14 protein-coding genes are annotated in these 15607 nt (G+C 38.7%); 10 read left to right on the top strand and 4 right to left on the bottom strand.

Features of this window, described 5'->3' with window-relative positions; genetic code table 11:
* Positions 1-114: 114 nt before the first annotated feature.
* The 3 genes from AAGC65_RS03520 to AAGC65_RS03510 all read right to left on the bottom strand — a co-directional run bounded on the left by AAGC65_RS03520 (position 115) and on the right by AAGC65_RS03510 (position 2614).
* On the bottom strand, positions 115-1143 hold the full coding sequence (locus tag AAGC65_RS03520; RefSeq protein WP_343111025.1) for a FecR family protein: 1029 nt from the start codon (positions 1141-1143) through the stop codon (positions 115-117).
* An 84-nt stretch (positions 1144-1227) separates the two neighbouring features.
* The gene (locus tag AAGC65_RS03515; RefSeq protein ID WP_343111024.1) at positions 1228-1812 is read right to left on the bottom strand and encodes an RNA polymerase sigma-70 factor; all 585 of its coding nucleotides are present in this window, start codon (positions 1810-1812) and stop codon (positions 1228-1230) included.
* 145 nt (positions 1813-1957) lie between these two features.
* Entirely contained in the window at positions 1958-2614 is a 657-nt protein-coding gene (locus tag AAGC65_RS03510) for a response regulator transcription factor (RefSeq protein WP_343111023.1), read from the bottom strand.
* Between the two features lie 596 nt (positions 2615-3210).
* Between AAGC65_RS03510 and AAGC65_RS03505 the strand changes: the two genes are divergently transcribed.
* The 8 genes from AAGC65_RS03505 (at position 3211) to AAGC65_RS03470 (ending at position 11740) form a co-directional block, all read left to right on the top strand.
* Positions 3211-4611 (top strand): tryptophanase, encoded by a 1401-nt coding sequence (locus tag AAGC65_RS03505; protein ID WP_343111022.1) that lies wholly within the window; start codon positions 3211-3213, stop codon positions 4609-4611.
* Positions 4612-4931: 320 nt separating this feature from the next.
* Positions 4932-5570 (top strand): Crp/Fnr family transcriptional regulator, encoded by a 639-nt coding sequence (locus AAGC65_RS03500; protein WP_343111021.1) that lies wholly within the window; start codon positions 4932-4934, stop codon positions 5568-5570.
* Positions 5571-5794: 224 nt separating this feature from the next.
* Entirely contained in the window at positions 5795-6526 is a 732-nt protein-coding gene (gene budA, locus AAGC65_RS03495) for an acetolactate decarboxylase (RefSeq protein ID WP_343111020.1), read from the top strand.
* Between the two features lie 289 nt (positions 6527-6815).
* Positions 6816-7475: a response regulator transcription factor gene (locus AAGC65_RS03490; RefSeq protein WP_343111019.1), complete on the top strand. Its 660-nt coding sequence runs from the start codon at positions 6816-6818 to the stop codon at positions 7473-7475.
* 255 nt (positions 7476-7730) lie between these two features.
* Complete coding sequence (hisC, locus tag AAGC65_RS03485) at positions 7731-8828, top strand: histidinol-phosphate transaminase (RefSeq protein WP_343111018.1); 1098 nt, start codon at positions 7731-7733, stop codon at positions 8826-8828.
* A gap of 46 nt (positions 8829-8874) precedes the next feature.
* Entirely contained in the window at positions 8875-9495 is a 621-nt protein-coding gene (hisB, locus tag AAGC65_RS03480; protein ID WP_343111017.1) for a histidinol-phosphatase, read from the top strand.
* 374 nt (positions 9496-9869) lie between these two features.
* Positions 9870-10181: a 2Fe-2S iron-sulfur cluster-binding protein gene (locus tag AAGC65_RS03475; protein ID WP_343111016.1), complete on the top strand. Its 312-nt coding sequence runs from the start codon at positions 9870-9872 to the stop codon at positions 10179-10181.
* Complete coding sequence (locus AAGC65_RS03470) at positions 10178-11740, top strand: FAD-dependent monooxygenase (protein WP_343111015.1); 1563 nt, start codon at positions 10178-10180, stop codon at positions 11738-11740. Before AAGC65_RS03475 ends, AAGC65_RS03470 begins: the two co-directional genes overlap by 4 nt.
* A 29-nt stretch (positions 11741-11769) precedes the next feature.
* On the opposite strand, the gene AAGC65_RS03465 is transcribed toward AAGC65_RS03470, so the two are convergent.
* Positions 11770-12123: a helix-turn-helix domain-containing protein gene (locus AAGC65_RS03465; RefSeq protein WP_343111014.1), complete on the bottom strand. Its 354-nt coding sequence runs from the start codon at positions 12121-12123 to the stop codon at positions 11770-11772.
* 93 nt (positions 12124-12216) lie between these two features.
* On the opposite strand from AAGC65_RS03465, the gene AAGC65_RS03460 reads away from it, so the two are divergent.
* On the top strand, positions 12217-12729 hold the full coding sequence (locus tag AAGC65_RS03460) for a dihydrofolate reductase (RefSeq protein WP_343111013.1): 513 nt from the start codon (positions 12217-12219) through the stop codon (positions 12727-12729).
* Positions 12730-12967: 238 nt separating this feature from the next.
* Entirely contained in the window at positions 12968-15556 is a 2589-nt protein-coding gene (locus AAGC65_RS03455) for a gliding motility-associated C-terminal domain-containing protein (RefSeq protein WP_343111012.1), read from the top strand.
* The last annotated feature ends 51 nt before the right edge of the window (positions 15557-15607 follow it).

The following is a 15607-nucleotide window of genomic DNA, read 5'->3' as shown; positions in this document are numbered from 1 at the left end:
GGTCAGAACACTTCTAAGTTTTTTTATGTGTTTTCAGGAAAGTTTTTTCCGATCGTGAACTATGTCTGTAATGCTTTTTCCATTCGTGTGTTTATAGGTTAATGATTAATTAGTTTATTTAAGTTCAATATTATTATTGTTGTTGAGCTCGTAATTTATATTCAGGGTTTTCTTTAACGCTTCTAATACATCCGGTAAATTAAACCCGGTAAAATCTGCATCAAGCACGTAATTATTTAGCCTTTCATTAACTACCACCAAATGCACATTAAATTTTTCATTCAATACAGGCACTAAATTTTTCAACGCTATATTATCAAATGAAAAGTTGATTCGGTTCCAAATTTTCAAAGACGCGTCATTATTTTCTTTCTCCGTTTTAAGGCTGTGGTGGGTTTTTAAAAAAGTTACCTTTTGGTTAGGATACAGCAATACTTCACCTTTTTCTATTACAGTGCTGGCTTGTTGGGGTTTGTTACGTATGCTAACGGAAACCTTTCCGGTAACAACAGAAACCTCAGCCATCTTGCCATTAACGTCATCATGCACTAAAAAACTGGTTCCCCACACTTTAGTTATTATTGAATGACTATTGATGATGAATGGTCTTTGTGGGTTTTTAGTAACCTCAAAAAATGATTCGCCCGATAAGGTTATCATCCTGTATTTGGGCTCAAATATTTGAGGGTACCTTATGGAAGCTCCCGGGCTTAACCATACAATACTGCTGTCAGGAAGCGTAGTTTTATAAATTTGTTTAGTACTGTTTTTAATTACAAATATCTGTGAGCATTTGCCATCCGTAACCGCATCATCATTTTTTGTTTTTTTATAATTGATTGCAACAGCAACATAAATTAAAAATATAGCGGCAATTGTTGCCGCAACATAACCTATTTTTAAATAAAGGGATTTAACGGGTATACTATCAGATGTCTGCTCATCAGTTTCCCCAATGTTGCTCAAAATATGATTGTAAATTTCTTCCTCCAGCCTTTGTTCTTCAGTCTCATCCAGGTCAGAAATGTAATCATGCTCCTGCTCTAAAGACTGATACCAATCTTTAACTAAAGTTTTTTCTTCTGGGGTACATTTATTTGTCAGGTACCTTTCCAGCAAATCAACAGGAATGATTTTTTTCATTAAGGGCGTAATACGGCTTATTAATAGGATGACGTACGGCAGGCTGCTATCCCCTACCTCACTGCAAAATATTTTTTTGGAAAGCTATTTTTTTAATAACAACAATATTATTAAAACATAGTGGTGGGTTAATCCTATCCTTATTTTTTTAAGGGCTGTGGTTATGTGGTTTTCAACCGTTTTTTCAGAGATGCCTAAATGGCTGGCTATTTCTTTGTTTGATTTGTATTCTACCCTGCTTAGTTTGTAAACAGATCGGCATTTATCCGGCAGTTGGCTTATTTCCAGCGCTATGGTATGCTTTAAATCATTAAGTATGATCTTGTCTTCGGTTGAGTTATCCAATTCATTATGCGCCAACTTAAATGATTTAGCATAACGCTCCTGAATTAATTGCTTACGATACTGATCAATTATACGATGGCTAACCGATGAATAAAGGTAGCTGCTCAATTCGGTATTAACTGTGAGTGCCTGTCTTTTAAACCATAAATTGGTAAACAGTTCCTGTACTATTTCTTCTGAGTATACTTTACTCTTTAATCGCTTAAAAGCCGCTGCGTATAGTTTTTTCCAGTATCTTTTATAAATCTCCTTAAATGCGGCAAGATTATCTTGTTGAATTAGGCTCACAAGGTCATTATCCGTCATTTCAGAAAACTTATTCATTATTCCGAGGTCAGTATTATAATTAATATTAAAGGCCTAAGTTGTTAAAAAAAATGTTAATTTAATATTAACTCACAAATAAATATTTTCGCACAACGATAAGGTGAATCACCAAATGCTGATTCCAATGCCTGGATTTTATAAATTATGAATAATGTAAATTTTCTCTGTGCACTTTAGAAACCAATTCTGTAAGTGACCCCACGTTCATTTTTTTATAAATGTTTGAAATATGTTTTCGTGCAGTATTGTATTGTATATTTAATGTGAAACAGGTTGACTCGTAGCCCTGACCCTGGGCAAAGCAACCTACAATTTGTTGCTCCTTTTTGGTGAGCTTGTAATCAGTGGTATTAATGTATTTTAAGGGTTGACAAGTCTCTTTTTGTAACAGATTGAGCACTTTCCTGGTTATAAGCGGGCTCATAAAGGCCCCTCCATTAAAGATATCATTGATGGCTTTAACCAGATATGTTCTTAACTCGTGTTTGAGTATATAGCCTACTGCCCCGGCCTGAATAACTTTTTTAATATCACTTTCGATATGCGAAGCAGATTGAATCAAGATCTTTGCATTAGGCATACGTTGATTCAGTAAATTGATCATATGGCAAATTGTACTGGTGGAACTTGTTAAATCTAATATTATAATATCGGGTTCTTTTGATCGTAAATTGCTTATGTAATGATCCGGGTCTTCAATTTTTCCTATTAACGCAAATGAGGCCTCGGCGCTTAATAATCGGATAATCTCATGCCTGAGATTTTTATTTAATTCAAAAATAATTATGTTGATGGGCATATGGGTTTCAGATCAAAATTTGTATTGTAGGAGTTTAAGGCATATGGGCTCCCGTTATAGGTATGAACTACAGAAATGAAGAGGAAATTCCTCAAAACATCATTTTGCATAGTATTTAAATGTTCAAGAATTAGGCAAAATTAAAAGCCGTGAATCGTGCTTTTGGAGGCCAGTTTAAGTTATTAGGATAGTCCAGTTTTAAATGACACTAATTTTACAGCCTGATTAGCATGTTTTTAGGTATAATAGTTGGTTCCGATTATTTTTTGTTCGGTAACCGGTGCTTTATCCTCTCATCCACTACCTTTTTGTTAAACCCAGCTATTGAAGATGATTTTATATCCCCCTCTTTAATTAGAAAGTAGCCAGTTTCGATTATTTTTTTTCTCTGATAAAATAGTGTTTTTTGTTGTGTCATTTTACCGTGTTCGAGTTAAAATGAGTGTGCAGCTAAAATGCAATTGCTTGTTTTAGCGCCGGTAGATTATATGGGAGAGTGATTATATGTCGAATATCTTTAAAAATATCATCAAAAAACCAACATAAAATTTAAGTGTATGCAGTCAATTTATTAAGGCATTTTACTTAAATATTTTATGAAAACATTAATAGAACCGTTTAGAATAAAATCAATAGAGCATATCGAATTCACCACCCGGGAACAACGAATTCAGATATTAGAAACAGCGCATTTCAATCCATTTCTTATAAAAGCAAAAGATGTGATTATTGATTTGCTGACAGATAGCGGAACCGGTTCCATGAGCAGTGATCAATGGGCGGATATCATGAAGGGAGACGAGAGTTACGCCGGAAGCAGGAGCTTCTATCGCTTTGAATCGGTGATCAGACATATTTCATCTATGCCTCATATATTTCCTGTTCACCAGGGAAGAGCCGCGGAAAAAATACTTTTTAGTGTATTAGGTGGCAAAGATAAATATGTGCTAAGCAATACACTTTTTGACACCACGCGGGCAAATATAGAATATTCCGGAGCAGAAGGAGTTGATTTGCTTTGCGAAGAAGGGCGGCAGATAGGCGTGGCCGCGCCTTTTAAAGGCAATATAGACATTGATGCTTTGACCAAATTTATAGCTGTAAACGGAAAAGAAAGGGTAGCAATGGTTATCATGACCGTTACCAATAATTCTGGCGGCGGACAACCGGTGAGTATGGAGAATATACGAAATGCCAAACAAATTTGTTCAATGCACAATATCCCTTTTTTCATAGACGCTTGCCGTTTCGCTGAAAACTGTTATTTCGTTAAACAACGGGAAGGTGGTTATCATAACAAATCAATATTAGAGATAGCTCAGGAGTTATTTTCTTATGCTGACGGATGTACCATGAGCGCGAAAAAGGACGGCCTTGCGAACATCGGGGGATTTTTGGCATTAAGGGATGAACATACTGCCGAGGCTTGTCGTAACCTTCTGATTATCATGGAAGGTTTTCCTACTTATGGAGGGCTCGCAGGCCGTGATCTTGAGGCAATTGCAACTGGTCTTGAGGAGGTCATGGAAGAGGAGTATCTCAGCTACAGAATAGGAAGTATGCAATATATAGGGGAAAAACTTGACCAGTATAATATCCCGTATTTAAAACCAACGGGGGGGCACGCCATTTACCTTGATGCTAAAGCATTTTTACCTCATATCCCGGTTGATCAATACCCCGGGCAAGCTCTTAACTGCGCCCTTTATATAGAAGCGGGGATAAGAGTTGTAGAAATCGGATCCTTGATGTTTGGTAAATCTGATAAAAGTGGGGCCCTGATACCCGCGGCTAATGAACTTGTCAGACTTGCCCTGCCGAGAAGAACCTACACCAAAAGTCATCTGGATTATGTTGTCGAAGCCATAGTCAATGTTTATAAAAACAGGCAATCGGTAAAGGGGATGGTAATTAAATATGAATCGCCCTATTTACGACACTTTACAGCGCGTATGGAGCTCATTAAGGAGGCGACTTACATTGATGCGCTATCGTAAAATAACCGAGCATATACTTAATTATTAACTGTATGCTGTTTTCTGAGTAAAAAAGACAAGTTTCAATAGAAAGGAAAGAAGTAGTAGGATATAGACGCCTGAAATAGTACCGATCCGCTAAAGCTCTCCATTGTTAGTAGGCAAGTAAAAAGGGGGGCAGAACTTTGGCAGAAAAGGCCGGAATTTTGGCGGGTTTAGGTACGCTTGTCTTTTTTACTTTAGGGCTCTGATTATTAGTAGGATAATTGTGGTTAACGCAATGTTAACCTTTATCTAATTCAGTAATGGCAGGGCTATAACTGATTTTAAATTGTAAGGAAATGAATAATGTTGCATATGAAACATTAGCACAATGTTTTATCGGGTACAAAAAAGAGCTACTTACCGAAATGGCCGAGTTTGGCTACCTGCAAACCATCAAAGCCAATAACTTCCTGATCAGACAGGGGCAGTATGTGCGAAGTTTGCCTATCGTTTTAACAGGCGCGATAAAAGTACTCAGCCAGGAGAATGGTACACCATTTTTACTATACTATATAAAACCTGGAAATACCTGTGTAATTAGTTTCGCCCATTTATTTGGACAACAGCATGTTGATTTTTCAGGAGTTGCAGAAATTGACAGCACTGTATTACTTTTTCCTGTGGCAAAGGCCAGAGAATGGTTGTTAAAATATCCATGTTTCAGTGAAATTATTTTACAGGAATATCAGAAACGTTATAACGACCTGTTACATACAACAAGACAAGTGATCTGCTTTAATTTGGAAGAGCGGTTGATTGCCTATTTGCGGCTGAGGGCTGAAATAGCGGAATCTGATGTGTTAACTATTACTCATCAGCATATTGCTGATGACCTCAGAACATCCAGAGAGGTTATATCCAGGCTATTAAAAAAGCTTGTAAAAGACAATCAAATTTGTCATCAAGGAAGAAAGATAAGGGTTCAGGCGATATAACTAATTAAGATGATCTTATATAACTTGTGCTCAAACCGGCAGATTGAAATGTGTCATTAGCAGAATTGAGACTGTTGTTAATACAGCCGCGTACCCTGGTTATTATAGAGGAACCGTTAATAGCATTTCACCGGATTCAATTATTTTTCACCAAACCTTCCATAATTGGCCTTGCGTAGAGTAGTTATAAGTTATAGTGTGTGAAGAAAATTTAATAGGAAAGTATGAATCATAATACCCCGAAATTTAACGAGCTATATCAGTTTGGTATAGCGGAATCTTTTATTGATGGATTGTACCGGGGTTCGATGCCCTTAGGTAAATTAAAGGAATATGGCGATTTTGGATTGGGAGCCCCCAGTTTGATAGACGGCGAATTTACCATCTGTAATGGAAAGGTGTATCAAACTACTGCCGATGGCCAAACAATAGAGGCTTCCGATGCATCAAATACTCCATTTGCCTTTGTCACGTTTTTTAATCCGGATAAGTTTTTTTTCAATGATGATATAACCAGTCAGAAAGAGTTGCTTCGTCAATTGGAAACATACCTTGACAATAAAAATGGAATGTATGCCATACGCATTTCAGGTACTTTTGAGCACGTAAAAACGCGGGCATTTGCGCCATTGGATAAGGAACCTTTTCCGCCTTTGGTTAATCTGCTGGAAATGCAACACTTTTTTGAATTTAACAAAACAGAGGGTGTCCTGGTCGGATATAAGTTGCCAGCTTTTCTTTCAGGGATTAATATTGAAGGATACCATTTTCACTTTTTGTCAGCAGAACGCGATGCAGGAGGGCATGTCATGAGTTTCACGGCCGACCGGGTAAAAATAGAAATTGCGCAAATGGTTAATTTGAAATTAGAACCACCTTCAGACATCGCATTTATGAATTATAATTTCAAGGGCACAAACCGCCCTGATCTGGAAAAGGTGGAAAAGGGTTATTGAATTTATTTTTATGCTTAACGGTGTCAGATTAATATTTGACAGGGGATTTTACAATCAAACTAAACCAGTAGAATATCCAATTTGATTATAAAATTTAAGTTAAGATATTCAGTAAATATTAACCTAAAAAAAATAAATTTTACCAATGTGATAATTGTCACCTTAATCAAAATTACAATAAGCTTTATTTGTATCAGTATTTATTGAGTGTCGCTATCCATCTAAGAACATAATTGTTCAAGCATATTGGGAAGGCTCGCTTTAAAAAAGGTAATGAGGAGTACTGAATATGAGCGTCAGAATAACTGTTTTTAATAACAATGATCATATAAGGAACCAGGTTGTTCATCTATTAAGATCAGAGCCTTTGTTTCAAGTAGTAGGAGAGGTAAGTAATTTAAAGGATTGTGTAGGAAATCTAGTGCACTCAATGCCCGATATTATAATAGTAGATATTATGATGGACTGTATTTTGGGTAGTAAAACAATTAAGTTTCTTAAAGAAGAATTTCCGCATGTTGAAGTTTTGATATATACTGACTCTGTAAAAGATTGTGATATATATGAGGGAATATTTGCCGGAGCATCCGGTTATATTTTAAAACAGAACCTACACTGCATGTTAATTAAAGCCGTGAAGGAACTAAGAAATGGAGGCGCGTCAATGAGCCCGATAGTAGCTCGCAGAGTGTTGCATATGTTGCAGGGGCGGGCTAATGTTTTATCTTTCGGAAAACCCGTCTGTAGGTATAATCTTACCAGGAGAGAGAAAGAAATTCTTGGAGAACTGGTTAATGGGTGCAGCTATAAAATGATCGGATTCAGTTTAGGGATAACTTATGACACGGTTCGTTCGCACATAAAAAATATTTATGACAAATTAGATGTATCCTCAATTACTGAGGTAGTGATTAAAGTAATGAATGAAAATGTCCTTTTAGGTGATTGATTTTGCAAGGAGGGGAGAAGGTGTTCCTGGATAATTTAACTCCGGAAAGCGCCTGCCATTACGTATCAGACATCATCGTATGCTGTATAGCAGCAATTAGCTCAGCCTTGTCCGGGGGTTATCAGTCTCTTTGTAGAAGAAATACGGGTTTAACCGGACGGCTTGCATTCGCGTCGGAATGTATTGAGTATAAGAATTAGTCCCAATCCCCAAAAGGGTAAGTAAGGGACGAATAACAATTAAAAAAATAGTACAATGAATGAAGAAATAAAACAACAATACTATAGCGGCCCTGATGGTAATTCCCCCTTTAGGAGGTTAGGGGGCCTCTTACGCGAAAACATCAAAAACCTTACGCCTTACTCTTCCGCGCGTGACGAGTACCAGGGAGAAGCCAGTGTTTTTCTGGATGCCAACGAAAACGCTTTTGGATCGCCGCTTAATCAGCAATTTAACCGTTATCCGGACCCCTTACAGGACCGGTTAAAGAAACGAATCAGTGAGATAGAAGACGTACCATCTGCCAATATTTTTATAGGCAACGGCAGCGATGAAGCTATCGATATCCTTTTCCGCAGCTTTTGCAACCCAGGAGTGGATAACGTGATCATCGTTCCCCCTACTTACGGCATGTACCAGGTATCGGCCAATATTAATGATGTAGAGGCCCGCAAGGTTTTACTCACCGAAGATTACCAGCTTAACCTGGAAGGCATTGCCGAAGCTATCGATAAGAACACCAAGCTCATCTTTATCTGTTCGCCCAATAATCCTACCGGTAACTCTATTAACCGTGCCGATGTAGAAACCCTGCTGGCCAATTTTAACGGTTTGGTTATTGTTGACGAGGCCTATATCAATTTCAGTTACCAGAAATCGTGGACACAAGAATTAAGCAAATTTGCCAACCTCGTAGTTCTACAAACCCTTTCCAAAGCCTGGGGGCTTGCCGGTTTACGTGTAGGCATGGCATTCGCCAGCGAGGAAATTATTGAGGTGATGAATAAAGTAAAACCTCCTTACAATGTTAACGAGGCATCGCAGCGATTGGCGTTGGAAGCATTGACCAATATTGATCAATTAAATAGTTGGGTCAGGGAAACCCTGCAACAGCGCGACAGGTTGGTGCTTGAGCTTAATAACTTTGATTTTGTGCTGGATATTTATCCGTCAGAGGCTAACTTTATCCTTGTGAAAACTACCGATGCCAACAAAATTTACGACTATCTGCTCAGCAAGGGCATCATTATACGCAACCGCTCCAAAGTTGAACTTTGCGAAGGCTGCTTGCGCATCACCGTGGGTACTCCTGATGAAAATACTACACTACTTGATGAGTTAAAGAAGCTTTAAATGAAATCATTAATTCAATAACTTATTAATTCAATAATTATCACAGATGAACAACCTACAGAAAATATTGTTTGTTGACCGCGATGGCACCCTGATCAAAGAACCTGCTGATGAGCAGATAGATTCTTTTGAAAAGCTGGAGTTTTATCCCGGCGCGTTAACTTATCTGCCCAAAATAGCTAAAGAGCTTGATTTTGAACTGGTAATGGTTACCAATCAGGATGGCTTGGGTACGGCATCGTACCCCGAAAATACTTTTTGGCCGGTACATAACTTTATCCTCAAAACATTTGAGGCCGAAGGTGTAAAATTTGATAACATTGTTATTGACCGTACCTTCCCGGCCGATAAAGCGCCAACCCGCAAACCGGGCACGGCTTTGCTTACCCAATACCTTGATGCCGATAAGTATGATTTGCAGGGCTCATTCACCATAGGCGACCGCAAAAACGATGTACTGCTGGCCCGCAACCTGGGTGCAAAAGCCATCTGGCTCAATAATAACTCGGGCTTAGGTGGTGGCGAGTTTACCGAAGCCGATCATATTGACGATACCATTGCCCTTGAAAGCACCGACTGGAAACAGATATACGAATTTCTGAAACTGGGGCAACGCGTGGTTGAACACCGACGTACTACCAAAGAGACAGATATTTACATGCATTAAAATAAATCTTAATGGGCGGGTTAGTCAAAAGTACCAACCGGGTTGCACTTCTTTGACAACATGCTTGATCAGAAATAAAGCAACCTGTAGGCAAAATTACCATTATGATTTACTCAACTTCAATCAGGTCCCTTTAGCGGGACTTGCTTTTTGTAACAACAGGATTAATGAAAAAATAGAATCAATAAAAGATAAAAAGATATTAATATACTTTGTATGAGTTAAAGATGTATGTCTGCTTTTTTATGGTTAATTATAATTGAAAAGGGTATTTCAAAATGCTGTCAGGAACGTGAGTCTATCCACGGCTTAAAGTGTTAATAACAAAGATTTGATTTAAAATACAACCGCTTATAGCGTACCAATTTTTAGTGATGATAGAGATTATAATAGAAGATATTGACGGAAGTAACCGACGCCTGGACATTAGCGCGAATCATGGATGTAGCCTAATGGAGGTTCTTAAGCACGAAGGGTATGATATTGTTGCAGTATGTGGAGGGATGGCATTGTGTGGAACTTGTATAATTAAAATAGTTGACTGGAAGAGTTTTCTTTCAGTAGCTGATCATCAGGAATTGGAAATATTAGACATGCTACCCAACGTTGATCCAGGTTATAGATGTTCCTGTCAATTGACAGTGAACATGGCTATGAATGGTATGGTATTTAAAATCGTAAAATGATGGATCTCTCCCCAAATCGTATAGAAACAGATGTAATTATCATTGGTGCAGGGCCAACTGGGTTAATGGCCGCCTGTCAATTGGCTCGTTTGGGCATACGCTCGGTTATAATCGACAAAAAATCCGGTATCAATCATCAGTCCCGTGCTTTACTCGTCACGGCGCGCAGCCGGGAAATATATGACCAGATGGGGCTCTCTGATTCCATATCTGAAAACGTTAGTCCGGTTGATAATATATCAGTTTATCTCAACAAAAAAAAAGCGCTTCAATTAAATATCGGCATTCGCAGAGAGGCAGTATCTGAATTTCCCTGTTTTAGTGTTTTAGAGCAATCAGTGAATGAAAGCCTGTTACGCGCACACTTAAAAAACTTGGGAAATGACGTTCTGTGGATGTCGGAGCTGGTTCGTATCGATCAACAAGGTGACTTTATCTGTGCTGAAGTCGTTCACTCCGGTGAAGGAGCGGTGGTAACCGAAATCAGAGGCGCGTATTTGTTGGGCTGTGATGGTGCCAACAGTACGGTAAGAAAGTTATTGGGTCAGGACTTTCCGGGTGGGACATACCCGAGGCGTTTTTTTGTAGCAGATGTGTTTATTAATATTGAAGAGGGGGAAAATATGGCTATTGCATCTCCAGCTTCGTATTCGTTCATCGCCTTTTTTCCTATGAAAGGAAAAAATCGGTATCGGGTTTTAGGGAATATACCGGATGAGTTGAGCGACAAGACATTTATCAGTGAACAGGAATTGTTTAAAGTTATTGAAACAAATGCGCCTTTCCCATTGAAAGTTAGCCAAATGAGCTGGCATTCCAATTACTTGCTTCATCATCGCTGTGCTACTGATTTCCAGAAGGGCCGGTGCTTTCTACTTGGCGATGCAGCCCATATTCACAGTCCCGCAGGAGGACAGGGTATGAACACTGGTTTGCAGGATGCTTTCAATCTTTGTTGGAAACTTGATCTGGTGATCAGGGCGAAAGCGTCTTCCAGGTTGTTAGCAACCTATCATTCCGAACGATACCCGGTGGCACAGGCTTTACTTAGGTCAACAGACCGCGTGTTCAATTTCCTGATGAGCCGGAAAAAAGTGGCAGTCATGTGCAGATCCTATCTTGCGCCTTGGATCAGCAGGTTGTTTTTAAATAATAAACGTATTGAACATCGCGTATTCAATGTTTTTTCTCAAACAAATATCTGCTATGATGAAAGTCCGTTATCGATAAATTCCAGCGGGCAACGGCTCAACTTTAAGGCTGGTTCCAAATGTCCTGCATTGTGGATTTATAGTGGCAAAACAAGAACAAAGATATATGATTTGCTGCGTGTGCCAGGATTTCATCTCTTTTTGGTTGGTTCTCAACCATCCGCAGCATTAAAAGCCGATTGTGCTGATCTGAATATTAATATCCACATAGCAGATATGTCTTCGCAATGGGAAACACTTGGCGTTCAGGAAACACTTTGTCTTTTGATAAGGCCCGACCATCACGTAAGCGTGATTGCGGATAACGAAAGAGAGCTCGCGTTAAAATCGTATTTCGCCGCTATTTAAGTTTGGATGATGTTGTCTGTGGGTACTATTTATTTTTCAATGATTTTTCTTCTGTGCTTTAACCCAAAATCGAGCAAGGAGTTTATGACCGGTATGGTCACTTTCGCGTGCTCTGTAAGCGTGTAGGATACTGTAACAGGTTTTGTATTATTCACCGTTCTTTTAACCATCATATTTTCTTCCAGATCCTGCAGTTCTTTAGACAATACCTTCGGACTGATATCAGCTATAGCGGTCATTAAATCTTTAAATCGCATTGTGCCGTAGTTATTCAGGTTATGTATCAGGCATAGTTTCCATTTACCGCCAAGTAAATCAAGAGCATCGCGTAAAGCCATCGTTTTTTTGAAGCAGAGTTCATTAGGGCATTCAACTGTTTCCATAAAGCATAATTTATAGTTACTTTCAAAAAGGTAACTAATAGCAAATATATAGTAACAACCCAATAGTTTTGCTTGAAACAAAATTAAAATTCAATGAATGTAATATTAGTATCAAATGTGTCAGCAAACGGGAAAGTTTTGCTGTCAGATGGTTCCGGTTATCGTACACCACAAGAGGCAATGGGGATTTTTATGCAAGCAGCCAGTCAGGCCGGCAATATTGTTGTTGGCAGAAAAACCTTTGAAATATTTCAAAATATTCCGGGAGCATTAGAGGGATTCAGCGGAGTTGAAATGATATTGCTGTCTGCAACAGCAACCCCATCTGATAGATACAAAGTTGTTGCAAGTGCCCGGGAGGCAATCGAGCATTTGGCAGATAAAGGTTTTAGTCAGATTGCGGTATTTGGCGGAACGCAGACATATAACGCTTTTTTAGATGAAAATTTAGTGACTGACATTCTCATCAATATTCATCCTGTTATGACCGGCAAAGGCGGCATTTTATTAACAAGGGATGAAATAACAACTAATTTTAAACTTGTTGAGCATAAATTATTAAACGAAAACATTACCCAGCTTCTTTTAAAGCGAAGTGCTGACTAAAATGGCTAAAGCCCTTTCTGCGTAATAACGATTATAATATTAGTTGTTGCTTTTCGTAAAGTCCTCTGTCAATGTACTGGCGGGGGACTTTTTGTTTCCCTGTTTACAATCCAATTCCCCATGATTTTAAATCATCCAGGAGAGTTTTTTATTATGACCATTGATGGTTAGCTACATTACAATATATTGCTTGCAGTAAAGCATTATATGTATTACTTTCGGATAGACCTTCCTCATCATGCAATTTAAACGGTTACTTTTTTTACTGCTAATATTTATAGGTTTTCAAGCATATAGTCAGGACGTAGAATTTCACTTAAATGCCCATCTCTTTCCGGGAAAAAATATTTTAAAAGTTAAACGCGACTTTCGTGATCCTTATTTATGGGTTTTAGCCCGAAACAATGAGGTTTACCGTGTTAACAGTGTAACACTTGCCGTTGACGATTACACCAGTACGTTTGCCGCCTACAGCGGTTTGCAATTTATTGATATTGCAGGCCGAAGCCAGGATACAGTGTTTATCGCTACTAATTCAACTAATGTTATTGAATACACAAAAGGCGTTAAGAAACTAATAGGCGCTGCAAACGGCATTGCCACTGCGGTTAATTCTGTTGGTATAGCTAAAAATGAAAGATTTGGAATTGATGCTGATCCACATTCGGTATTGATCGGGTCTGACAATGGCCTTTATACCTATGATATGGTTAATGAAACGGTACAGGCCGATAATACAATTTCTTCCAGTAAAATTTATGAAGCAACTTATCGCGACTTAGTTTATAAAGATAGTTCAGCAACATATCCTGACTGGGATGGAAGGAAATATGTGCCTGTATTGATAAAAGGCGAGCTTACCCGGTTTCTATATTACATGGCTGAAAGTGACATTATAGGCCATAACATCAATACAGGTTACCTTGCTTTTGGTAGTATGTATGAATATGATCAAGTTGTTTCTTATACCGCGCTTTTCTGGGGTACACGCAATGGTATGTTTCAGGTTAACGGCGACTTAAGTTATTTCATTAATCTCCCTTATGAACACTATTTAGATGGCATTAACGTAAATAAGATAACCACCATATTTGGTCTTACTGCGTTTGGTAACGGGCATTGGGATGGATATCCGGGCTTTCTTAAACAAAACATGTTGATCGGAACCGATAAAGGTTTATATTATAGTAATTCAATTTATCAGAAAGTACGAGGTACAAGAAATGTGAATCTTTTCCATTTTGACGCTTTAGGTAATACCGTTATTCATGATGTTTGTGTTAATACTGTATCTGCAGGAGAGCCGGTTTGCGATGATGGCGCATGGATAGCGACAACGGACGGTCTTTATTTTATAAAGCCGGATTACGGTAAGTATCTTACCGCAACATCAATAAATGCGGTACAATTTGCCGGGCAAAACCCTACGGTTTCGGAAATGCAAATATGTTTGGGCAGCAGTATAACTGCCACCGTTAATGACAATATTTATACTGGCCACACCATACAATGGTATAAAAACGGAGTAGAATTACCTGGTGAAAGTAACAGCACATTGACCATTAATGCTGACGGAAACTACAGTGCTATTGTATACGATCCCTGCGAAAATCTTCATTTAAATACAAATAGCCTTAAAGTGACGGTTATTACAGCACCAACTGTAAATCTTAATTATCCGGATAAAAGTTTTTATTGCGATGGAAGTACAGCAACCTTTGAGGTTAATGCCAATGCCAACTATAAATATCGCTGGTATACGGATGGCGTATTAAACGGTAACACCTCCAATAGCATAAATGTAACACAAAGTGGAAAATATAAAGTAGAGGTCAGCGCCTGCTCGGATACTTGGGTACCTTCAAAAGAAATTGAAGCAGAATTTATTAAGTTACCAGCGCTGATGCTTAAAACGGACAAAATCGCTTACTGTATAGGTGATGAGGCAACCCTTTCAATTGATGTTCCGGTAGATGCCGCGTCTTACACCATTAACTGGTTGCGAGACGGCACTATAATAAATAACACCACTAACAAAACAAGCTTAACAACTAACATTGCCGGCAATTACCAGGTTGCAATCAGCAGCAATAAAATAACCTGCTCAGAAAGTTCTTCGTTGTTGCCGCTTATATTTAACCCCATGCCTTCTATCACCCTGGAAAGAGTTGTGAACACCACGCTCTGTAGCGGGCAGGCGGTTGATCTTAGAGCCACTTTTGCAAACGGCACGGTTAAATGGTCAACAGGAGAAACAGGCAGCCAAATCAGTGTGAAAGATCCGGGAGATTATACTGCTACCGTAACATCAGCTTCCGGGTGCGTAGATAGCCGCAGTATAAACGTTCAATTTTTTAGCAATCCTGTTTTAAGCTTGCCCGATGCAAAACTATGCCAGTTTAACCGGCAGCAAGTTACCTTAAACGCCCCACCGGGCTTTACCAAATATGAGTGGAACGGGAAACAAGGCGGAGATTCATTTACAACCGGCTCGATTGGAAAAGTTGAACTCAAGGTAACCGATCTTAATGGTTGTACAGCATCACAAACCATAACTATTAACAGTTTTTGCACTGAAATAAAAATGGCCAATACATTTACACCTAATGCCGATGGTATAAATGACACCTGGGTTATTGAAGGTATTGACCAAAGCGTAACTGTAAAAATTTATAATCGTTTAGGCAGTCTTTTATTTAACAGTCGCGGTTACACCGAACCCTGGGATGGCACTTATAAAGGCAGTAAACTGCCTGCGGGCACATATTACTACATCATTAAATCCGGAACACAGGTTTTAAGCGGATGGGTACATATTATTTATTAATCATAAGCATCGTCTCCGCATTTTCAAGTATTTATGACCGCATAAGGTGTA

This window comes from Mucilaginibacter sp. (assembly GCF_039207105.1).
Lineage (GTDB): Bacteria > Bacteroidota > Bacteroidia > Sphingobacteriales > Sphingobacteriaceae > Mucilaginibacter.
Note: the sequence above shows the minus strand (reverse complement) of the source record. Positions and strands in the feature narration are given on the sequence as shown.